This window comes from Actinoplanes palleronii (assembly GCF_016862315.1).
GTDB classification, from domain to species: Bacteria; Actinomycetota; Actinomycetes; order Mycobacteriales; family Micromonosporaceae; genus Actinoplanes; species Actinoplanes palleronii.
Genome location: NZ_BOMS01000137.1, coordinates 1 through 18,044 on the forward strand (window position 1 = coordinate 1; position 18,044 = coordinate 18,044).

Sequence of the window (18,044 nt, forward strand, 5' to 3'; positions counted from 1 at the left end):
GACGCCGAACGCGGACCCCTGCCGCCCCACCGACGCCGAACGCGGACTCCGGCCGCCCCGCCGGCATCGATCACCCCACGCTGACCGTTACAACAACACCGAGCGACGGGACATCCCCAGCCCGCAACGACACCCCTGCCCACCTGCACCCGAACACATCAGGAACCACCCCCGCGACTGCAGAGCCTCACCGAGATCAAAATAGGCTGAGCGGCATTGCGCTCTGACCGGCTGATCACCTCGAGCAACGCCCTACCCCGCGTCGGCCTGTAGCCGGCGCATCGACCGGATCGCCGACCGGATCTCCTGCAGATAGCGATCCGCGCCGGTCGCGCCCGCCGCCTGCGGCAGCGTCGCCCGGCTCACGTCCAACCCCACCGTCTCCACCTGGCAGTCGTGCGGCACCGCCAGCGTCCGGATCGCGTCGCAGTGCTGGAACGGCACATAGATCGGCGACGTCACCACCAGCACCCGCGCACCGGCGCGCACCTCCGCCTCCCGAGCCCAGAACCGATAGGTGTCCGCGGTGTTGGCCCGCCGCACCCCCGGCTCGCTCGACGGCGCCGCCAGTACCCGCAACCGCAGGTCACGCCGGCCCCGGAGGCGGTGCACCGTCCATGACTCGAAACTGACCGCTCCCGCCGAGCTGCGCCGCTCACTCGTCGACGCGGCGAACTCCTTGCGGAACCCCGCCTCGAGGGCGTCCACCTCGTAGTCGGCCCCGCCCGGCAACAGCTCCTGCTCCGCGTCACCGAGCGGCCGGAAGCTGCCCAGCCCGGTCACTTCCGGCACCACGACCCCGTCCGCGAGGATCCGCGCCGCATGCTCCACGCGCTGCAGACATGTGCGGGCCAGACCCCCGAGCACCAGCAAATGGTCATACTCGGTCAGCCGCGGCGGCGCCGACTCGATGAAACCCAGCGCTCCCGCCGCATTCAGCACCAGGTCACGCCGGGCCGGAGCGAATGAGGGTGCCGTCACCTGATGCCGTTCCACCCCGAGCGCCTTGCGGAAATCCCAGTGCTCGGCCGAGAAGTCGTCAAGCCACGCCAGCAGGTCCCCGCTCGCCGGAAGAGCGCCACCGTACTCCGCGACCAAGTCTTGCATCGGCGCCGAGGACGCCCACCGGTATATCCGATCGCCGAGGTCGGGCCCATAGGAAGGCAGCGGAACGGAAAGATAAGCAGCGGTCCCAGCACGCGCGATTCCCACAACTCACCATACTGGTCCGCCCGCTGACCGCTTCCGGTCAACCCTTTCCGGTACGCATACGGAGCGCCCGCCCGCAGGCTACGAGCCGAGTCCCGCCCGTGAGGCCCCGCGACACCGCAGCCACCCCGGACCGAAGCGCGCCTCCGCCCCTCGGCTGGCTCTCAGGGGTGTCTCAACTGCTCGGAGGCACCCCTGAGAGCCAGCCGGGACCCGGAGGCGCGTCGCGGTCCGAGGGCGGGGCGGCCTCGCGCGGGGGTGAGCCCGGGGGTGAGTGCGGGGCGAACGGGGGGTGAGGGCGGGGCGAACGCGGGGGTGAGTGCGGGGTGAGCGGGGGCGGGTCGTGGTGCCGATCGGACACACTGGGGGTGGATGAAGGGAGTGACACGTTGTCGAACGTGGAACTGATCGTGACGGCGCTGAGCGCGGGAGCGGCGGCCGGACTCACCGACACCGCCTCCACCGCGGTGAAGGACGGGTATGCGGCGTTGAAACGGACGCTGCGGCCGTGGGTGCGCGGCGACGCGCGTCAGGCGCTGGAGACCGACGTGATCGACGGCGAGGTCCTCGAGGCCGAGCTCGTCGCGTCGGGCGCCGACGTCGACGAGCAGGTGCTGGCCGCCGCGCAGCACCTGCTGCAGGTGGTCGACCCGGCGAACGCCACCAAGTACCGGATCCAGATCACCGACGCCAAGGGTGTCCAGGTCGGCGACCACAACACCCAGACCAACACCTTCTGATCGTACGGCCGCCGATCACGCCGGGACCGGGTCGGCGGCTAGCTCCACCTGCCAGTGCGGCGGCACCAGCAGCACCGGGCAGCGGCGGTCGTGCGCGCCGGTCCGGGCGGCCGGCCCGCGGAGCAGGTCGGTCAGTTCGCCGCGGCCACCGGTCCCGGCGATCAGCAGCCGGCCGCGCCGGGACGCCCGGTCCAGGGTGTACGGCACGTCCAGGTCCGGTACGACCAGCGGCTCGGCGCTCACCTGCGGCAGCCGTCGTGACCACCCGGCGAGCGCCGCGATCAGCGACTCGGCGGCCACCCGGCGTTCCAGGTCGCCGAGCACCGGGAGCGGGTGCCGGTCACGCCGTTCGGGCGGTCGCTGCCACGCGCGCACCGCGACCAGATCCGCGCCGGAGAGCGCGGCCTGGACGAAGGCGTACCCGAGGGCGGGTTCGGCCGGGCGCCCGGAGACGCCGACGACGATCGGGCCGGCCATGTCGGCGCGGCCCCGGTGCACGAGCAGCGGGCTGGCGCTGGAGCGGGCGAGCAGCCGGGCGGTGCCACCCCAGTCCGGACGGCCACGCTGGGTGTCCCGGTGTCCGATCACGATCAGCCCGGCCTCGGCCGAGCACTCGGCGAGCGACTCGGCGGCGACCCCGGTCCGCAGCTCGGTGTCGACGACCAGCCCGGGCGCGATCGCGGCGGCACGACGGGCAGCGCCGGCCAGCAGCCGCCGCACCTCCACCAGGTCACCGCCCGTGCGGGTGGGGCGGAACCGGCCCCGGTACCGGCCGGGCCAGACGTGCACGATGAGCAGCCGGGCCGAGCGGCGGACCGCCTCGGCGACTGCCAGATCGACGGTGACCGAACTCGTCGTGGTGCCGTCGACGCCGACGACGACCGTGCGCTGATCTCCCATGACCGTACGTTATGGAAGATCCTCACCGGCCGGCACGGCCCGTGGTCCGGCGCACCCGGGCCGATGTGCCTACGTCAGGTCGAGCCGGGCGACCGACACCACCCGGCCAGCACGGACGGTGACCAGCGCCGGCCACGGTGACGTCTCGCCGGACGTCGTGGAGAACTCGTCGAAACCGACCTGGCAGGTCCCCGCGTGCGTCCGCGGGTCCACGCACGTGGCGGGGCCGCTGCGATAGTCGAGGTACTGCGGTTTCGTGCTGATCGGCAGGCTGACCCGGATGGCGCTGAGCACCGGCACGAACGGCTTGGCGCACTTCGGCGAGCCGGCGTCCACCGCGACCTGCCGGCAGTACTCCGCGCCGGTCAGGTACTCGGCGGGTTCCACGATGGCGGTGTGGCCGGCGTCGTGCAGCAGCCACATCCCGGCGGTGAACTGGGCGTCGCCGGTGGTGAACGCGGGCACGGCCGGTACGTCGGGCACCGCGCCGGACCGCAGCTGGACATCGGTGAACGTGACCCTGGCCCGGGCCTTGGCGCCGGCCACCGCGCCGAGCAGCACCCGCCCGCTCAACAGGGCGGTCTCGGTCAGCTCACCGCGCAGGGCCGGCCCGCCGTCGATCGTGACGGTCGCCTCCCGGTCACCGGTGACCACCTGGATCCGGTGCGCGACACCGGTCGTGGTCACCCGATCCGCGGTGGCGATCAGGTCCTGGTCGCCACCGATCGAGCTGGCCAGCCGTACCGTGCCGGCGCAGACCTCCACCTGGTACGCGTCGGCGAAGTGCGCGTCCTCCTGGTCCGGGGTGTTGGTGCCCCGGAACCAGACCGCCGCGCACGAGCCGGCGTCGGCCAGCACCGCGCTGACCGTGATGCTCTGACTGGCCGGGAACACGGTCTGGTCGTAGTCACCGCACACGGCCACCGACCCGGCGGCCGCCGTCACCCGCAGGCCGCGCTGGTACGCGCACGAGCCGGTGTCGCCCCGCGCGGCGGAGAAGAGCGCATCGGAGCGCAGCGAGTCGAAGAGGACCGGCCCGGCGGGTGCGGCGGGAGCGGAGGAGACGGCGCTGGGCGCTGCTTCCGCCGTACGCTCAAGAGGTTCTTGAGAACGCAGGCCGAGACCGGCGGCAGCCCCCGCGACCACCGCGATCGCCGCCCCGATCGCGACGATCCGGTGCCGGCGCGCGGGCCGGAAGCGGCGCGGCCCGGTCTGGTAGCGGCCGGACTGCTGCGCGGCCTCGGCCTCGCGCCGCAGCTCAGCGGGGAGCGGGGGAGTGCTCGGGCCGCCGGTGACCAGCAGCCGGTCGAGCAGTTCCGGCGCGGTCGGCCGGTTCTCCGGCGCCTTCTCCAGCGCGGCGCCGACCAGCTCGGCCAGGTACGGGGGCAGGTCACCGATCCGCGGCGGCTGGGTGAGGATCCGCGCGGCGGTCACCGCGGGCGTGTCGCCGCCGAACGGGGTACGGCCGGTGCCCGCGTACGTCACCACCGCGCCCCACGCGAACACGTCCACCGCCGCGGTCAGCAGCCGGTCGGTCTCCGGGTCGAGCCGCTCCGGCGCCATGTACGCCAGCGTCCCGACGACCTCCTCGGCCTTGGTGTGGAAGCTCGTCGGTTCGAGGGGCCGGGCGATACCGAAATCGATCACTTTGGGGATGCCCAGCGCGAACAGCACGTTGCGCGGCTTGAGATCCCGGTGGATCACCCCGACGCCGTGGATGGCGGCGAGCGCCGACGCGACACCGACCGCGACACCGTGCAGACTGCCGCCGGCCAGGGGACCGTTCTCGGTCACCACCTCGTTGAGGCTGGGCCCGTCCACGTACTCGACGACCAGGTACGGCGTCTCGTGGTCCGGATCGGCGTCGAGCACCTCGGCGGTGCAGAACGGCGGCACCTCCCGCGCCCGGTTGACCTCACTGCGGAACCGGGCACGGAATTGCTGGTCATGGGCGTACTCCGGGCGGATGACCTTGACTGCGACCAAACGCCCACCGGGGTCCTGGGCCAGGTAGACCGACCCCATCCCGCCCTCACCGAGCCGGGAGAGCGTCCGGTACCGCCCGATGAACTCGGGGTCGGTGGAACGAAGTCGGTCAGCCACGGGGTGCAAAACTACACGCCAAGATCCGGAGGATCGATGATCGGGGCGAAGCAGTCGGCTACCAGACTGTCCGGTACCTCGGCGAGGGTGGCCGGCTGCCAGCGCGGCCGCCGGTCCTTGTCGATGATCTGCGCGCGGATGCCCTCGGCCAGGTCGGGCAGCCGCAGCATCGCCGCCGACAGCCGGTACTCCTGGTCCAGCGCGGCGCCCAGATCGGGCAGCGTCGCGGCGCTGCGGAGCGACCGCAGCGTGATCGTCAGCGCGGTGGGTGACCTGGTCAGGATCTCCTTGGCCGCGGCCTGCGCACCGGGTTCCGGATGGCCGGCGAGCCGCTCGACGATCGCGCTCACCGAGTCACCGAGGTAACACTCGTCGATCCACGCGCGCGCGGCGGCGAACTCGCCGGGCGGTGGCGTTTCCCCCTCGACGGCACCACCGGCGGCGAGCGTCTCCACCAACGCCGGCAGTCTTGCGGCCGGCACAAAGTGATCAGCGAGCCCGGCCGCGATGCCGTCCGCCGCGCCGACCGGCGACCCGGTCAGCGCCAGGTGCGTGCCGAGCTGACCCGGCGCGTGCGAGAGCAGCCACGACCCGCCAACGTCCGGGTGCATCCCGATGCCGACCTCCGGCATCGCCAGCCGGGACCGCTCGGTGACCACCCGCACCGCGGCGTGCGCGGACACCCCGATACCGCCACCCATCACCAGGCCGTCCATCAGGGCGACGATCCTTTTCGGGTACGCCGCGATCGTCGCGTTGAGCCGGTACTCATCGGCCCAGAACCCGAGCGACGCGCTCCCACCGGCCACCGCGTCCGCATGGATCGCCCGGATGTCGCCACCGGCGCAGAGCCCCCGCTCCCCGGCCCCACTGATCAGCACGGTCCGGATCTGATCGTCGCTCGCCCAGTCCGCGAGAGCCTGCCGCATGATCGCGACCATCTCCGGGGTGAGCGCGTTGATCGCTGCCGGCCGGTTGAGACAAATCTGCCCGAGGTGCCCGGTTACCCGGGTGAGTACGACGCTCATCAGTCGATCTTCCCTCAGCGCCGGGCAGAATCGGTCAGCTGGTGGCCTGCAGCAGCGGGGTCAACGCGCTCAGGACCTTCCGCATCGCCGGGGTCCCCGGGTTGCAGTCGTCGGCCGAGCCTCTCCAGGACGGCGTGCGGATCTCGTACTGGAACGCGTCGGCGCAGGCCCGCGGGTCCGCCGGCGCGTCGGCGGGCGCGTCGAGGGCCGGGTCGCTGAGCGCCTTGCGCAGCGCGGCGAGCTGTGTCGTAGTGAGCTGCACCGGCTTCCCGGCCCGGCCCTTGCGGGTCACGGTCGCCGTGCCATCAGCGTCGATGTGCAGCCGCTCGTCCAGCCCCGCGAAGCCCCCGGACCGCGAGAAGTCCAACGGAAGAACCGCCTCGGCAGTGCCCGCCGCCGAACTGGTGACCGGGCTGGCACTGGGGCTGACGCCCGTGCTGGCGCCCGCCCTGACGCTGGCGTCAGGGCTGCTGGCACTCGGTGAAGCGCTGAGGCCGCCGCTGGGCGCGACGCTGGTCCCGCCGGTGGAGGCCGCGGGGGAGGAGTTGCACCCGCTCAGCCCGAAAATCCCGACAACCAGCACAAAACTCGCCGCAAAGGTCCTGATCATGCCTATCTGACGCACCGCGCACGCCCCCGGTTCCCGACGTCCGCTGTCCGCTTCCGGCCAACCCTTTTCCCGTACGAATACCGTGCGGCGGGGCGCTCGGTATTCGTACTATATGGGGTTTATTTGGGTTAAGTGCAGAGCGCTGACCAGGGTCTTGAGTTCGGGGATCTTCTCGGCCTCGGTGAGGGACTCCTCGAGGACGCGGTCGTGGGTGGGGCGGGCGAGCGTGAGCAACTGCAGGCCGGCCGGGGTCAGCTCGGTGTAGATGCCGCGGCGGTCGTCGGCGCAGAGGATGCGGGTGAGCAGGCCGCGATCTTCGAGGCGGGTGACCAGGCGGGTGGTGGCGCTGCTGGAGAGGGCGGCGGCGCGGGCCAGCTGCTGCATGCGCATGTGCCAGCCGTCCTGGCGGCTGAGCGCGTCGAGCACCGTGAATTCGACGACCGACAACTTGTGCGCGGTCTGCAGTTCCTTCTCCAGCCCGGTTTCGATCAGGCCGTGCAGGGCGGCGAGCCGGCGCCATCCCTGCGTGCGGATCTCCACCGCGTCGTTGCTGATCCCCATGGTCGTGCCCTTCCGCTGTCGCTGAGATGCACGGTACACCGCCTTGCGCCGGTATAGCGCGTCTGCAACTATCGTTCTCGTTGCATGTGCAACTAGTGCACACGCTGGTTATTGCACGCGCTGGAGGAGACTGAGTTGCCCATCGCCCTGTACGCGCTCGCCATCGGCGGCTTCGGGATCGGCCTGACCGAATTCGTCATCGCCGGCCTGCTGCCCGAGGTGGCCGCGGACTTCCACGTCACCGAGGCCGTCGCCGGTGGCCTGATCTCCGGGTACGCCCTGGCGGTCGCGGTCGGTGCGATCGCACTCACCGCCGCGCTGGGCCGGGTCGACCGCCGGCACGCCCTGCTCGGACTGATGGTCCTGTTCATCGTGGGCAACGTGCTCTCCGCGATCGCCCCGAACTACGCCCTGATGATGCTGGGCCGGATCCTCGCGGCGCTCTGCCACGGCGCGTTCTTCGGCATCGGCTCGGTGGTCGCCGCCGACCTGGTGCCCGCGGAGAAGAAGGCCGCCGCCATCTCGATCATGTTCGGCGGGCTGACCGTGGCGAACGTGCTCGGCGTGCCGCTGGGGACGTTCCTCGGCCAGGCCGCCGGGTGGCGCTCGACGTTCTGGGCGATCGCGGTCATCGGGGTGCTGGCGCTGGCCGGCATCGCGGCGTTGACACCGGCGACTCCGGCGCGGTCCGGCGGCAGCCTGCTCGGTGAGTTCCGGGTGTTCGCCAACCGCCAGGTCTGGCTGTCGATCGTGGTCACCATCCTCGGGTACGGCGGGATGTTCGGCGCGTTCAGCTACATGGCCTACACGCTGACCGGTGTGAGCGGCTTCTCCGCCGGGGCGGTGCCGTGGCTGCTCATCGTGTTCGGGCTCGGGCTGTTCTTCGGCAACATCGCCGGGGGCCGGGCCGCGGACCGGAACCTGCCGGTGACGCTGATCGTGCTGCTGGCCGGGTTGAGCGGGGTGCTGGCGGTGTTCGCGCTGACCGCGGGCAATCAGATCGCCGCGGTGGCGGGGCTGCTGCTGATGGGCGGGTTCGGTTTCGCGACGGTGCCGGGGCTGCAGATGCGCATTCTCGGTCACGCGGAGCAGGCGCCTACGCTGGCTTCGGGGGCGAACATCGCGGCGTTCAACGTGGGGAACGCGTTCGGGGCGTGGCTGGGCGGTCTGACGATCAGTGTCGGGCTGGGGTATCGGGCGCCGCTGTGGGCCGGTGCGGCGGTGACGGTCGGCGCGTTGCTGGTCTACCTGCTGGCCACCCGCCTGCCGGGTGGGGAGTTCGCCTCGCGCCGCGGGGTGGCCGTCGCGGCCCACTGAATCCTTGCATCGCTCCAAGATCGATTCGAATGGTGCCGGTGTCTCGCGCCGGCGGCTCGGAAATGAGGAATTGATGAACACCATCACGCTCAACAACGGTGTCGAGATCCCGCAGCTCGGCTACGGCGTCTTCCAGATCCCGGACGCTGCGACCGAGGCGGCTGTCACCACCGCCCTCGACGCGGGGTACCGCAGCATCGACACGGCGGCCGTCTACGGCAACGAGACCGGGGTCGGCCGGGCGCTGGCCGCTTCCGATCTGGCCCGCGACGACCTGTTCATCACCACGAAGCTGTGGATCGCCGACCTCGGCCGCGCCTCGGCCCGCGACGCCCTGAACGCCAGCCTGGACCGGCTCGGCCTCGACCGGGTCGACCTGTACCTGATCCACTGGCCGGCGCCGGCCACCGACGCCTATCTGGAGGCGTGGCAGGGCCTCGAGGACCTGCTCGCGGAGGGGCTGACCCGGGCGATCGGCGTCTCCAACTTCTTGCCGGAGCACCTGGACCGAGTGATCGCCCTGGGCGGCACGGTTCCGGCGGTCAACCAGATCGAGTTGCATCCGGCGTTGCAGAACCGGGAGTCCGTCGCGGCCAACGCGAAGCATGGGATCGCTACGGAGGCGTGGAGTCCGCTGGCGCAGGGCGCGGTTCTCGAGGACGCGGCGGTGGTGGCCGCTGCCTCGGCGCACGGGGTGAGTCCGGCGCAGGTGGTGCTGCGGTGGCACCTGCAGCAGGGCCGCATCGTGATCCCGAAGTCGGTGACGCCGGCCCGGATCGCCGCGAACCTGGACGTGTTCGGGTTTGACCTGAGCGGGGAGGAACTGGTGGCGATCGACGGGTTGGAGCGGGACGGGCGCACCGGCCCGCACCCGGCGACCTTCAACGGCTGACACCGGCCGCTCGCGAGGTCACTGGCCCCTCAGCATGTCGATGTAGATCGCCTGGTAGTGGTCGAGCAGCGGCCCGATGTCCGTGGCGTGCTCGTCGAGCAGCTTGAACACCTGCCGGTAGCTGTCCACGTCCTTCTGGCCGCGGGAGGTGAGGCCGGTGTTGTACAGGTCGACGACCACCAGGTTGTCATCGATGAGCGTGAACCCGTGCAGCAGCGGGATGTCGGCCGGAGCGTCGTCGGTGATCACCTTGATGCTCACGTTCGGGTGGTGCGCGGCGATCTCGCGGAGATGGCTGATCTGCGCCAGGAGCTCCACCGGGGGGTAGATCCTGCGCTTCAACGCCGCCTCGCCCATCACGAACTCGAACGAGATGTCCGGGTCGGCCAGTGAGACCTGGCGCTTGATCCGGGCCGACACCGCGGACAGCAGCGCCGACTCGGTGCGGTCGTCCGCGGGCAGCACCAGCAGCTGCCGGAACGCCCGCAGCACCAACTTCGCGTAGCCACTGGTCTGCAGCGGCCCGGGCACCAAGGAGGGTTCGAAAACGCGGATGCGCTCGGCACCGGCCTCCCAATCGGCGAGCGTTCGCTGCTGGACGGCCAGGCCGGTCTGAGCGGGCCGCCAGTCGGCCATCCGGTCGTGCAACCGCGTTGAGCGTTCCAGCAGCGCCTGGGTCTCGGCGTCGCTCGCGCCCAGGGCGCGAGCGATCGCCTCGATGTTTTCCGGACTCAGCGGGCCGACGCCGCGCTCTATCCGGGAGATCTTGGGCTGACTCAGATTCGTGGCGGCAGCCAGCTTGGCGCCGCTCATCCGCCGGATCCGGCGCCAGCGGCCCAAAGTGACACCGACCGGCTCGCTTTCGTCGCCGGGGAGTCCGAGTGCAGTGGAAATGCTAGACCTCCTTGGCCCCGCCCGGGGGAGCCGACTGGCGGGACAGGTTGTGGACGGCTTCGGTCAGCAGGCTGACGGGAACCCGCACCAGGACTTCGCCGTGGGGAAGGTCGATACCGGCCTGCTCTGCCGTGACCACGTATCCCTGCACCACGGCAGTCGCCACCTCCGCGGGTTCGGAGTCGGCGAGGTAGATCGTAGGGCAGTTGCCCGCCGTGCACTGGTTCGCGATGGGTCGCAGCGCGCCGAGGGGCGTGTCGAGGCCGGAGGCCGATGTCAGCAGCCGCTGGAATGTCTTAGTCGTAAGATTCATTCTCATTCAAGCCTCCCAGGAGTCGTGCAGAATATGCGTCTGAACAGGAACGATACTGCAGAGCAACGGGCAACTTGCATCATACCTGCCTGCCATCTAGCCGATTGGATGACAGGATAGATCCTCTAGCGGCATGTGTAAGTGACTAGCTTAGCCACTCCTGTGACTAGAAACTGAGGGCAAGGTTGCTCTGAATAATTAGGTGGTCGTCATGATCGAGCAGGGACCGCAAGCTCCTTCCGTTCCGGCGGAGTCGGCTCCGCCCCCTCAGCGAGCAGTGGCGACGCGCCGAGCGCTGATGGCGTTCATGCTGATCACCGCAACCGTCGTCGGCGTCCTCGCCGGACTGCTGGCCCATGCCGCGGGGAAGAACATCCCGGAGGCCATCCTCAGCGGCGGCGGAGCCTTCGCCGGCACCGCCGGTCTGCTGGTGGCGATGGCCCACTACGCCGGCAGGTAGGCGGATCAGCGGGGGACGCGGCGGCTGACTCGGCCGCCGAAGCGGCAAGTCGCCTGGTGGCGCCGGTAGGGCCGCGCCCTGAGTTGATCAAGTGTGCGAGAGTGCTCCCGGCTTGAGAGCGACGTAGCGGGGGAGACGGACGATGGGCGAGACGACACCGGAGCAGCGGCCCGAGGACCTGGGGAGCAGCGCCGGCGGGCCGGGGCACATCGGCGTCACCAACGCGGTCGTCGGCCTGTTCGGGGTCGCGGTGACGGTCGGCGGGCTGTGGCTCGCGGAGCGCCGCGCGGACACCACCGTGACCGAGGTGCTCGCCGGGCTGACGGTCGGCCTGGGCGTGCTCGCGGTGGCGGCCGCGGTGTTCGGTGCCGTGCGTGCCCTCACCTCGCGGCCGCGCGCGGCGAGCACCGTCATGGCCGCCGGGCTCAGCGTGCTCGGGCTGGTCCTGGGCGCGGTGACCGGGCTGGTCGCCGCCTACGACGAGCCGGGCACCCCGGGGCACCCGCAGGCGAACGTCCAGCTGGCCGGAAACCCGGGCAATTGGACGCTAACCATCCAGGTGGGTACCCCGGGCATGACCCCCGGCGATGTGATGGACGCGCAGGTGTTCGGGAGCGACGGCGGGAGCAGCGAGTTCAGTCTCGGCCGGTCCCTGACTCATGCCGATGGCAGCGGCTTCGCCACGACGACTCTGGTCACGACCCAGGTCAATGATGAGGGGGTGCGGCTAGCGGTGCTGGTCCCGGGCAAGGACTGCAGCCAGCTGATGCCGCTCCTCAACGCCACCCGCATCGTCGCGCTCAGCTGCAAGGCGAAGTGAGTCACCGGGTGCCGTAAGCGCGTACGAACATGTCCGCCGCCGCGGCGGCGATCTCGCGCCGCGCGGTCTCGGTCAGCGGCAGCACGCCGTACAGCGACCGCAGGTTGGCCGGATGCCCGATCAGGGCGAGGAACTGTTCCACGGCCGCCGGGACGCTCGGCATCGCCAGCACACCCTGCGCGCCGAGCGCCGCCACCTCCGTCGCGAACCGGGTGACCGTGTCGTGCGGCGCGCCCGCGTTCCACAGTTCGGCAGCGTGGTGCTCTACGGCGTCGTCGTCTTCCTGGTGCCGATGGAGCCGGGCGGCGGAAACTCCGGGGCCACCTTCACCCTGGCCGCGAGCCTCGCCGGGCTCGCACTCGTCAGCGTTCCCGGCCTGCGGACGGCGCTCGCCGTCGCCCTGATCGCGGCCGACGGGATCGCGCTGCTGGTCATGGGCGATCCGCATGGCGTGACCATGCTTGTCGGCCCGGCGCTCGGCGTGCTGGTCGCCGCGGTGGTGACCCGCAGGGCCCCCGTTCCCGCGGGCAGTGGCAGCTGACGAACATGTTCGCTACGATCGTGTTATGAGTCCTCGACGGGTGCCGGTGAGCCGGCGGGATCGGCCGGCCAAGGCGCCGCTCAGCCGGGCCGGCGCGGTGGCGGTCGGCTTGCGGATCATGCGCGAGGAGGGGCTGGAGCGGCTGACCATGCGGCGGCTCGCGGCCGAGCTCGACACCGGGCCCTCTTCGCTGTATGTCTACGTGCAGAACATGGCCGAGTTGCACGGCGCGATCCTCGACGAGCTGCTCGCCGGGCTCGAGCTGCCGGCTGCGAGCGCGGACAGCTGGCGGGACGACGTGGTCGCGCTGATGAGCGCCTACACCCGGCTGCTGATGGCCTATCCGAGCCTGGCGCGCTCGGTGCTCACGCTGCGGCCGTCCGGCCCGCACTACGTACGGTTCATCGACGCGCTGCTCGGCCTGCTGCATGCCGGCGGGGTGCCGGTCGGGCAGGCGGCCTGGGGTGTCGACCTGCTGCTGCAGCACGGCACCGCGATCGCTGCGGAGCAGGGCACCCGGGGTGAGTCGGTGGATGCCGGCGACGAGCATCAGCTGCTGGTGATGGAGTTGCGGGAGGCTTCCGAGGCGGAGTTCCCGAACATCGCCCGCGTGCGGGAGGAGCTGTTCTCCGGCACGGGCGAGGAGCGTTTCGCGTGGACGTTCGGTGTGGTGATCGCGGGTATTCAGGCGGTGCCGGTCGGCTGACCGTGCGTACCAAAAATGGCTTTTTTTGCTTGTGAAGAACATGTTCGTCAAGAACGTGTTCTAAGCTGCTGAACTGGGAGGACACCATGAACACACCTGTCACGATCGTCGGCGGCGGCCTCGGCGGGCTGACCCTGGCCCGCGTGCTGCACGTCCACGGTATCCCGGCGACGATCTACGAGCTGGACGCTTCGCCCGAGGCGCGCACGCAGGGCGGGATGCTCGACATCCACGACTACAACGGCCAGGTCGCGATCCGGGCGGCCGGGCTGTTCGACGCGTTCCAGAAGATCATCCACCCGGGTGGTGAGGCGACCCGGATCCTCGACAAGCACGGCACGGTGCACACCGACGAGATCGATGAGGGCGACGGCACCCGGCCCGAGGTCGATCGCGGGCAGCTGCGCCGGATGCTGCTCGACTCGCTGCCGGACGACACGATCCGCTGGGGCAGCAAGGTGACCGCGGTGCGCGGAGTGGGTGAGGGGCGGCACGAGCTGACTTTCGCGGATGGTTCGACGCACACGACCGGGCTGCTGGTCGGCGCGGACGGCGCCTGGTCACGGATCCGGCCGCTGCTGTCCGCCGCGACGCCGGCCTACGCCGGGATGTCGTTCGTCGAGGTCGACCTGCACGACGCGGACGTCCGTCACCCTGGTCCTTCTCGGACAGTGGGCGCCGGGATGCTGTTCGCTCTCGGCCCGGGAAACGGTTTTCTCGCGCACCGCGAAACCGACGGCAGCCTGCACATCTACATCGCCCTGGAAAAGCCCGCGGAATGGGTGGAGAGCATCGACTTCACCGATACCGCGAAAGCCAAAGCGCTCCTCGTCGACGAATTCCACGACTGGGCGCCGGAATTCCACGCGCTGATCACCGAGGCGGACGGTGCGCTGATCCCGCGCACCATCAACGCGCTGCCGATCGAACACCGCTGGGACCGGGTGCCCGGGGTGACCCTGCTCGGGGACGCGGCGCACGTGATGTCGCCGTTCGCGGGTGAGGGTGCGAATCTCGCGATGCTCGACGGGGCGGAGCTGGGCGAGGCGCTCGCGGCCCATCCGGGGGAGACGGAAAAGGCGCTTCATGCGTACGAAAAAGCGTTGTTCCCCCGCAGCGCCGAAGCGGCGGCAGAGGCGGCCCGGAATCTGGAGTTGTGCTTCGACGCCAATGCCCCGCAGAGTCTGCTGGACCAGTTCGCGGCGTATGAAAACGGTCAGCCTGAATGAATCGGTGACCGCGGCGCGGTCGAGCAAGCCCGATCCTCTGCGGGGCCAGTGGGTAGGGTGGCGGGATGGCTGTCGCTCGGTTCGCATCGGTGGTGTTCGATTGCACGGACCCGGAGGAGCTGTCGGCGTTCTGGGCCGCGATGGTCGGCGGTGAGGTGGCCGTGACCGGGGACGATTTTGTCGCGGTGCGCACCAGCCGGGGCTGGTTCGCGGCGATGCGGGTGCCGGATCATCAGCCGCCCACCTGGGGTGATGCCGACGTACCCAAGCAGATGCACATCGATCTGTCGGTCGACGACCTCGACGAGGCTGAGGCTGAGGCGATTCGCCTGGGAGCGCGATTGGTCTCCGAGCAGCCGGCTCCGGACCGCTATCGGATCTTCCTGGATCCGGCCGGCCACCCTTTCTGCCTCTCGATCCAGATACCTGACGCCGTATAGCGGTCGTGAATCAGGTGGCCTCAAGGTGTTTGGACTCGGCGGGCCCGACTGATGTGCCGTTCTTGTCGAGGGCCTGGAACTCGAGCTGCACCGGTTCGTGCTCCCACCGATCGGGGATCATCACCAAGCCGGCCCGGACCGGAAACGGGCCGAACTGCGAGCCGCCCGGCGCCGTCACCAGCACGGCGTCGGCGGCTTGCCGGGGTGGCGCGATGACCAGCGTGGCCATGCCCCGCGCGGTCCGCCATGCGGGGTCGGTCGCTTCCCAGCAGCTGCCCTAGACGGCCGACTCGTGGCGTCCGTCCTGGTCGACCACTTCCTGGACGAAGCACATCGCAGTGCCCTCGTGGTGCTCCCACAGCCGGACGGAACCGCCGTCGATGTCGACGGTGGACAGAATGGAATAGCCGACCGGAACTGACCAGGAGGACTTCTCTTCACTCACCGGGGGATCCGGTTGCAGGCTACTGAAGAGCGCGTAGCCGGCGACGGCGACGACCGCGCCGAGAAGGGCGCGGGAGTGCAGCGTCATGTGAAGAGGACGAGCGCGAGCGCGGTGGCGTTGTACAGTTTCATGGTCAGAGCAGTATGCCGAGTTCGGCGTCCGCGGTGGGGCGGGGGTGCCGGTGCTCGCCGTACACAATAATGCCGTCGAAATCGGCAGTGAGCCCGCCGACCGAGTTGATCCGGAAGTCCGTCAGCGGTCCCGTGCCGGCGAGGTCGAGGATCGCGTCCTGCGTCCTGACCAGATCGGCCATGCTGAATGTGCGCTGCTCCACGGTGAGCGGGATGCCCATCTGGCGCGCCTTGTCCTTGATCAGTTGCTGGGTGTGGTTGGCGGCGCCGTGCCAGAGCAGCACTGTCGAGCCCGCGTCCGGGTTGTTCACCGACTCGATGTAACCGCTGGTCTCGATCCCGGGCTGGGTGACGATCCAGGTTTTCAGGTCACCGAGCAGGTTCTGCCGGCGCCAGAGTTCCTGGTCGTCGGCGCCCAGCGCCCGCGCGTCGACCTGCGCGGCGGGGTCGTCGTCGGCGACTGCCGCCCGGGCGCCGCCGAGGCCGGCGATCGCCACGAGAAGCACGGCGGCGGCTCGTGTCCGGAACTGCACGCGTCTCCTCGATGGCTGGCTCGACTCGAATTGATCACTCGGTGGGCTGCAGAGTACATATGCCCTGGCCGCGCCGCGAAAAATCGGTGGCTTCCGGCTGCGCTGGTGCGGAAACTACGACGATGTTGTGCACACCTGAGGGATTCCCGAGCCAACGCCGCCGGTGATGACGCCCGACGAACCGCCGCTTCTCGGCAGCCGATGGCCGATCCTCACCGCGCAGATCGTGGCCGCGCTCCGCGACGACGGCGAAAACGGTCTGGCGGAGCAGGTCGCTGCTCTCCGCGTCCTGCGGATGTGCGAATGCGACGACGACTTCTGTCAGAGCTTCTACACGCAACCGCCGCCGGACGGCGCCTACGGCCCGGACCACCGCAACGTCGCGCCGGACCCGAGCTGGCCGGGCATGCTCATCCTCGATGTCGTCCGCGACGTGATCATGTTCGTGGAGGTCCTCTACCGCCCACCGCTCGACTGACGGTGGGTCACCCCAAAAAATGAAAGAACACTCTTTTTGTACGACGGAGAGCGCGCCCGATCAGCCCCTGATGATCGCCATCAGCCCCGCGGCGAACGGGGCGGGGTCCACGTCCCCGCGGATCGCCAGCTGCTGGCTGTAGGCGGCGCAGAGCGCCACGAAAGCCTCGGCGATCTGCCCCGCCTGAGCACGTCGCGCATCCGGCACCAACTCGGCGATCGCGGCCCGCATGGCGGCCAGTTGCCGCTGCACCACCGCTGCCAGCTGCGGTGACACCGCTGCCTCGGCATAGATCTGCGCGACCAGCCGTGCGTGGTGGGAGTCCCGTGCCCGCGCACGCACGTGCTCGAGGAACCCCGACACGGCCTCGGCGGTGAGCGCCCTCGGCAGCGCGTCGGTGCCCTGCTCGCAGACGGCGACGACGATCTCGTCCTTGCTGGTGAAGTACCGGTAGATGGCGCCGTTGGAGAGCCCGGACTCGGCGATGATGTCGGTCATCGACGTGTGTGCGAACCCGTGGCTGGCGAACCGGGACCGGGCCGCGTCCACGATCTGCTGGCGGCGGGCGTCGAGGTGAGCCTGGCTGACCCTTGGCATAAAAGAGTGACCTCTCTTTTTAGGTGCTACTGTCGGAGCCTACCCGATCTTCAGGAGTCGCCATGCGTTACCAGACCTTCGGCCGGCTGACCGGACTGCGCGTGTCGGAGTACGCGCTCGGCACGGCCACGTTCAGCACGGCGAACGCCGCGGCCGCCCAGCAGATCTTCGAGACCTTCGTCGACGCCGGCGGCACCACGTTCGACACGTCGAACATCTACCAGGACGGTCAGGCCGAGACCGTGCTCGGCGGGCTGCTCGGGCCGCGGCGCGACGACTTCGTGGTGATCACCAAGTACAGCGGGACCCGGCAGGCCGAGCCCCGCCCCGGAAGCACCGGCAACAGCCGCAAGATCATGGTCCGGTCGCTCGAGGCGAGCCTGCGCCGGCTGAACACCGACTACGTCGACGTCTTCATGCCGCACTTCCCGGACGGCGTCACACCGATCGAGGAGATCCTGGCCGGCTTCGACGACCTGATCCGCTCCGGCAAGATCCGGCACGGTGGTCTGTCCAACTTCCCGGCCTGGCGGATCGCCGGCGCCGCCGTCCGGGCCGACCTGCGCGGGCTGGCCCCGCTGGTCGGCATCCAGACCGAGTACAGCCTGGCCGAACGCTCCGCCGACCGGGAACTGCTGCCGATGGCGCAGGCGTACGGTCTCGGCGTGGTGCTGTACTCGCCGCTGGCCGGGGGACTGCTGACCGGCAAGTACCGGCAGGGGGAGCAGGGCCGGCTGAGTGCTCGCGGCGACGCGATCGAGGGAACCGCGCAGCGCTCCGCGGTCGTCGACGCGGTGCTGGCGATCGCCGACGAGCTGGGTGTCAGCGCGGTCCAGGTCTCCCTGGCGTGGCTGCGTCGCCGGTCCGCACGGGCCGCCACGGCGCTGGTCCCGATCGCCGGCCCGCGTACCCTCGCCCAGCTGCAGGAATACCTGCAGTCGCTGCACCTCGACCTCGACGACAAACACTACCGACTGCTGGACGAGGTCAGCGCGGTCCGGCCGGGCACCCCGCACGAGGACGTCGCCGCGGCCCTGAGTCACGGCGCCGACGGCGACCGCAGCCTGCTCGACCTGCCGGCCGTTCCGGTCAGGTGA

The 18,044-nt window shown here is 70.4% G+C and carries 25 protein-coding genes; 12 read left to right on the plus strand and 13 right to left on the minus strand.

What is annotated here, in order from left to right; genetic code table 11:
* Window positions 1-252: 252 nt before the first annotated feature.
* Entirely contained in the window at window positions 253-1,167 is a 915-nt protein-coding gene (locus tag Apa02nite_RS40615) for a hypothetical protein (protein WP_507762497.1), read from the minus strand.
* Between the two features lie 440 nt (window positions 1,168-1,607).
* Between Apa02nite_RS40615 and Apa02nite_RS40620 the strand changes: the two genes are divergently transcribed.
* Complete coding sequence (locus Apa02nite_RS40620; RefSeq protein ID WP_239164909.1) at window positions 1,608-1,949, plus strand: Het-E N-terminal domain-containing protein; 342 nt, start codon at window positions 1,608-1,610, stop codon at window positions 1,947-1,949.
* Between the two features lie 15 nt (window positions 1,950-1,964).
* On the opposite strand, the gene Apa02nite_RS40625 is transcribed toward Apa02nite_RS40620, so the two are convergent.
* From Apa02nite_RS40625 to Apa02nite_RS40640, 4 genes are all read right to left on the minus strand, one after another.
* Window positions 1,965-2,849: a universal stress protein gene (locus tag Apa02nite_RS40625; protein ID WP_203829810.1), complete on the minus strand. Its 885-nt coding sequence runs from the start codon at window positions 2,847-2,849 to the stop codon at window positions 1,965-1,967.
* Between the two features lie 69 nt (window positions 2,850-2,918).
* Window positions 2,919-4,952 carry a serine/threonine-protein kinase gene (locus Apa02nite_RS40630; protein ID WP_203829811.1) on the minus strand — a complete coding sequence of 678 codons (2,034 nt, stop codon included), beginning with the start codon at window positions 4,950-4,952 and terminating at the stop codon, window positions 2,919-2,921.
* Window positions 4,953-4,963: 11 nt separating this feature from the next.
* The gene (locus Apa02nite_RS40635) at window positions 4,964-5,980 is read right to left on the minus strand and encodes an enoyl-CoA hydratase/isomerase family protein (RefSeq protein ID WP_203829812.1); all 1,017 of its coding nucleotides are present in this window, start codon (window positions 5,978-5,980) and stop codon (window positions 4,964-4,966) included.
* A 34-nt stretch (window positions 5,981-6,014) separates the two neighbouring features.
* Window positions 6,015-6,347 (minus strand): hypothetical protein, encoded by a 333-nt coding sequence (locus Apa02nite_RS40640; RefSeq protein ID WP_203829813.1) that lies wholly within the window; start codon window positions 6,345-6,347, stop codon window positions 6,015-6,017.
* Window positions 6,348-6,366: 19 nt separating this feature from the next.
* On the opposite strand from Apa02nite_RS40640, the gene Apa02nite_RS40645 reads away from it, so the two are divergent.
* A complete protein-coding gene (locus tag Apa02nite_RS40645) occupies window positions 6,367-6,600 on the plus strand; it encodes a hypothetical protein (RefSeq protein WP_203829814.1) in 234 nt (77 codons plus the stop codon).
* A 98-nt stretch (window positions 6,601-6,698) separates the two neighbouring features.
* On the opposite strand, the gene Apa02nite_RS40650 is transcribed toward Apa02nite_RS40645, so the two are convergent.
* Window positions 6,699-7,151 carry a MarR family winged helix-turn-helix transcriptional regulator gene (locus Apa02nite_RS40650; protein ID WP_203829815.1) on the minus strand — a complete coding sequence of 151 codons (453 nt, stop codon included), beginning with the start codon at window positions 7,149-7,151 and terminating at the stop codon, window positions 6,699-6,701.
* 135 nt (window positions 7,152-7,286) lie between these two features.
* Here Apa02nite_RS40650 and Apa02nite_RS40655 point away from each other — a divergent pair, with 135 nt between their 5' ends.
* Both Apa02nite_RS40655 and Apa02nite_RS40660 read left to right on the plus strand, forming a co-directional pair.
* Window positions 7,287-8,468: an MFS transporter gene (locus Apa02nite_RS40655; protein ID WP_203829816.1), complete on the plus strand. Its 1,182-nt coding sequence runs from the start codon at window positions 7,287-7,289 to the stop codon at window positions 8,466-8,468.
* Between the two features lie 73 nt (window positions 8,469-8,541).
* Window positions 8,542-9,360: an aldo/keto reductase gene (locus tag Apa02nite_RS40660; protein WP_203829817.1), complete on the plus strand. Its 819-nt coding sequence runs from the start codon at window positions 8,542-8,544 to the stop codon at window positions 9,358-9,360.
* A gap of 18 nt (window positions 9,361-9,378) precedes the next feature.
* On the opposite strand, the gene Apa02nite_RS40665 is transcribed toward Apa02nite_RS40660, so the two are convergent.
* Window positions 9,379-10,200, minus strand: coding sequence for a helix-turn-helix domain-containing protein (locus Apa02nite_RS40665; protein WP_275412881.1), 822 nt, complete (start codon window positions 10,198-10,200; stop codon window positions 9,379-9,381).
* A gap of 55 nt (window positions 10,201-10,255) precedes the next feature.
* Window positions 10,256-10,573: a hypothetical protein gene (locus Apa02nite_RS40670; RefSeq protein WP_203829819.1), complete on the minus strand. Its 318-nt coding sequence runs from the start codon at window positions 10,571-10,573 to the stop codon at window positions 10,256-10,258.
* A gap of 292 nt (window positions 10,574-10,865) precedes the next feature.
* On the opposite strand from Apa02nite_RS40670, the gene Apa02nite_RS40675 reads away from it, so the two are divergent.
* On the plus strand, window positions 10,866-11,027 hold the full coding sequence (locus Apa02nite_RS40675; protein ID WP_203829820.1) for a hypothetical protein: 162 nt from the start codon (window positions 10,866-10,868) through the stop codon (window positions 11,025-11,027).
* Between the two features lie 142 nt (window positions 11,028-11,169).
* On the plus strand, window positions 11,170-11,847 hold the full coding sequence (locus Apa02nite_RS40680) for a hypothetical protein (protein ID WP_203829821.1): 678 nt from the start codon (window positions 11,170-11,172) through the stop codon (window positions 11,845-11,847).
* A 1-nt stretch (window position 11,848) separates the two neighbouring features.
* Here Apa02nite_RS40680 and Apa02nite_RS51530 read toward each other — a convergent pair whose 3' ends face one another.
* Window positions 11,849-12,043, minus strand: a complete 195-nt coding sequence (locus Apa02nite_RS51530; RefSeq protein WP_344574718.1) for a TetR/AcrR family transcriptional regulator C-terminal domain-containing protein — start codon at window positions 12,041-12,043, stop codon at window positions 11,849-11,851.
* Between the two features lie 27 nt (window positions 12,044-12,070).
* Here Apa02nite_RS51530 and Apa02nite_RS51535 point away from each other — a divergent pair, with 27 nt between their 5' ends.
* The 4 genes from Apa02nite_RS51535 (at window position 12,071) to Apa02nite_RS40700 (ending at window position 14,763) form a co-directional block, all read left to right on the plus strand.
* Entirely contained in the window at window positions 12,071-12,388 is a 318-nt protein-coding gene (locus Apa02nite_RS51535) for a hypothetical protein (RefSeq protein ID WP_239164911.1), read from the plus strand.
* A gap of 25 nt (window positions 12,389-12,413) precedes the next feature.
* Window positions 12,414-13,094, plus strand: a complete 681-nt coding sequence (locus Apa02nite_RS40690; protein ID WP_203829823.1) for a TetR/AcrR family transcriptional regulator — start codon at window positions 12,414-12,416, stop codon at window positions 13,092-13,094.
* Between the two features lie 86 nt (window positions 13,095-13,180).
* Window positions 13,181-14,323 (plus strand): FAD-dependent oxidoreductase, encoded by a 1,143-nt coding sequence (locus tag Apa02nite_RS40695; RefSeq protein ID WP_203829824.1) that lies wholly within the window; start codon window positions 13,181-13,183, stop codon window positions 14,321-14,323.
* A 65-nt stretch (window positions 14,324-14,388) separates the two neighbouring features.
* Complete coding sequence (locus Apa02nite_RS40700) at window positions 14,389-14,763, plus strand: VOC family protein (protein WP_203829825.1); 375 nt, start codon at window positions 14,389-14,391, stop codon at window positions 14,761-14,763.
* A 10-nt stretch (window positions 14,764-14,773) separates the two neighbouring features.
* Here Apa02nite_RS40700 and Apa02nite_RS40705 read toward each other — a convergent pair whose 3' ends face one another.
* Genes Apa02nite_RS40705 through Apa02nite_RS40715 form a run of 3 tightly spaced genes read right to left on the minus strand, consistent with a single transcriptional unit; the run spans window position 14,774 to window position 15,872 of the window.
* Window positions 14,774-14,992: a hypothetical protein gene (locus Apa02nite_RS40705; RefSeq protein ID WP_203829826.1), complete on the minus strand. Its 219-nt coding sequence runs from the start codon at window positions 14,990-14,992 to the stop codon at window positions 14,774-14,776.
* 48 nt (window positions 14,993-15,040) lie between these two features.
* Complete coding sequence (locus tag Apa02nite_RS40710; RefSeq protein WP_203829827.1) at window positions 15,041-15,295, minus strand: hypothetical protein; 255 nt, start codon at window positions 15,293-15,295, stop codon at window positions 15,041-15,043.
* Between the two features lie 46 nt (window positions 15,296-15,341).
* Window positions 15,342-15,872, minus strand: a complete 531-nt coding sequence (locus Apa02nite_RS40715; RefSeq protein WP_203829828.1) for a hypothetical protein — start codon at window positions 15,870-15,872, stop codon at window positions 15,342-15,344.
* Between the two features lie 166 nt (window positions 15,873-16,038).
* On the opposite strand from Apa02nite_RS40715, the gene Apa02nite_RS40720 reads away from it, so the two are divergent.
* A complete protein-coding gene (locus tag Apa02nite_RS40720; protein WP_203829829.1) occupies window positions 16,039-16,350 on the plus strand; it encodes a hypothetical protein in 312 nt (103 codons plus the stop codon).
* A gap of 60 nt (window positions 16,351-16,410) precedes the next feature.
* Here the strand turns inward: Apa02nite_RS40720 and Apa02nite_RS40725 are convergent, their stop codons facing one another.
* On the minus strand, window positions 16,411-16,947 hold the full coding sequence (locus tag Apa02nite_RS40725) for a TetR/AcrR family transcriptional regulator (protein ID WP_203829830.1): 537 nt from the start codon (window positions 16,945-16,947) through the stop codon (window positions 16,411-16,413).
* A gap of 62 nt (window positions 16,948-17,009) precedes the next feature.
* Between Apa02nite_RS40725 and Apa02nite_RS40730 the strand changes: the two genes are divergently transcribed.
* Entirely contained in the window at window positions 17,010-18,044 is a 1,035-nt protein-coding gene (locus tag Apa02nite_RS40730) for an aldo/keto reductase (RefSeq protein ID WP_203829831.1), read from the plus strand.

Coding starts and splice junctions, on each gene's coding strand:
- Apa02nite_RS40720 (WP_203829829.1), top strand. CDS start 16,039: ATGACGCCCGACGAACCGCCGCTTCTCGGCAGCCGATGGCCGATCCTC.
- Apa02nite_RS40730 (WP_203829831.1), top strand. CDS start 17,010: ATGCGTTACCAGACCTTCGGCCGGCTGACCGGACTGCGCGTGTCGGAG.
- Apa02nite_RS40690 (WP_203829823.1), top strand. CDS start 12,414: ATGAGTCCTCGACGGGTGCCGGTGAGCCGGCGGGATCGGCCGGCCAAG.
- Apa02nite_RS40710 (WP_203829827.1), bottom strand. CDS start 15,295: ATGACGCTGCACTCCCGCGCCCTTCTCGGCGCGGTCGTCGCCGTCGCC.
- Apa02nite_RS40725 (WP_203829830.1), bottom strand. CDS start 16,947: ATGCCAAGGGTCAGCCAGGCTCACCTCGACGCCCGCCGCCAGCAGATC.
- Apa02nite_RS40675 (WP_203829820.1), top strand. CDS start 10,866: ATGGCGTTCATGCTGATCACCGCAACCGTCGTCGGCGTCCTCGCCGGA.
- Apa02nite_RS40635 (WP_203829812.1), bottom strand. CDS start 5,980: ATGAGCGTCGTACTCACCCGGGTAACCGGGCACCTCGGGCAGATTTGT.
- Apa02nite_RS40700 (WP_203829825.1), top strand. CDS start 14,389: ATGGCTGTCGCTCGGTTCGCATCGGTGGTGTTCGATTGCACGGACCCG.
- Apa02nite_RS40680 (WP_203829821.1), top strand. CDS start 11,170: ATGGGCGAGACGACACCGGAGCAGCGGCCCGAGGACCTGGGGAGCAGC.
- Apa02nite_RS40695 (WP_203829824.1), top strand. CDS start 13,181: ATGAACACACCTGTCACGATCGTCGGCGGCGGCCTCGGCGGGCTGACC.
- Apa02nite_RS40660 (WP_203829817.1), top strand. CDS start 8,542: ATGAACACCATCACGCTCAACAACGGTGTCGAGATCCCGCAGCTCGGC.
- Apa02nite_RS40625 (WP_203829810.1), bottom strand. CDS start 2,849: ATGGGAGATCAGCGCACGGTCGTCGTCGGCGTCGACGGCACCACGACG.
- Apa02nite_RS40670 (WP_203829819.1), bottom strand. CDS start 10,573: ATGAGAATGAATCTTACGACTAAGACATTCCAGCGGCTGCTGACATCG.
- Apa02nite_RS40650 (WP_203829815.1), bottom strand. CDS start 7,151: ATGGGGATCAGCAACGACGCGGTGGAGATCCGCACGCAGGGATGGCGC.
- Apa02nite_RS40705 (WP_203829826.1), bottom strand. CDS start 14,992: ATGGCCACGCTGGTCATCGCGCCACCCCGGCAAGCCGCCGACGCCGTG.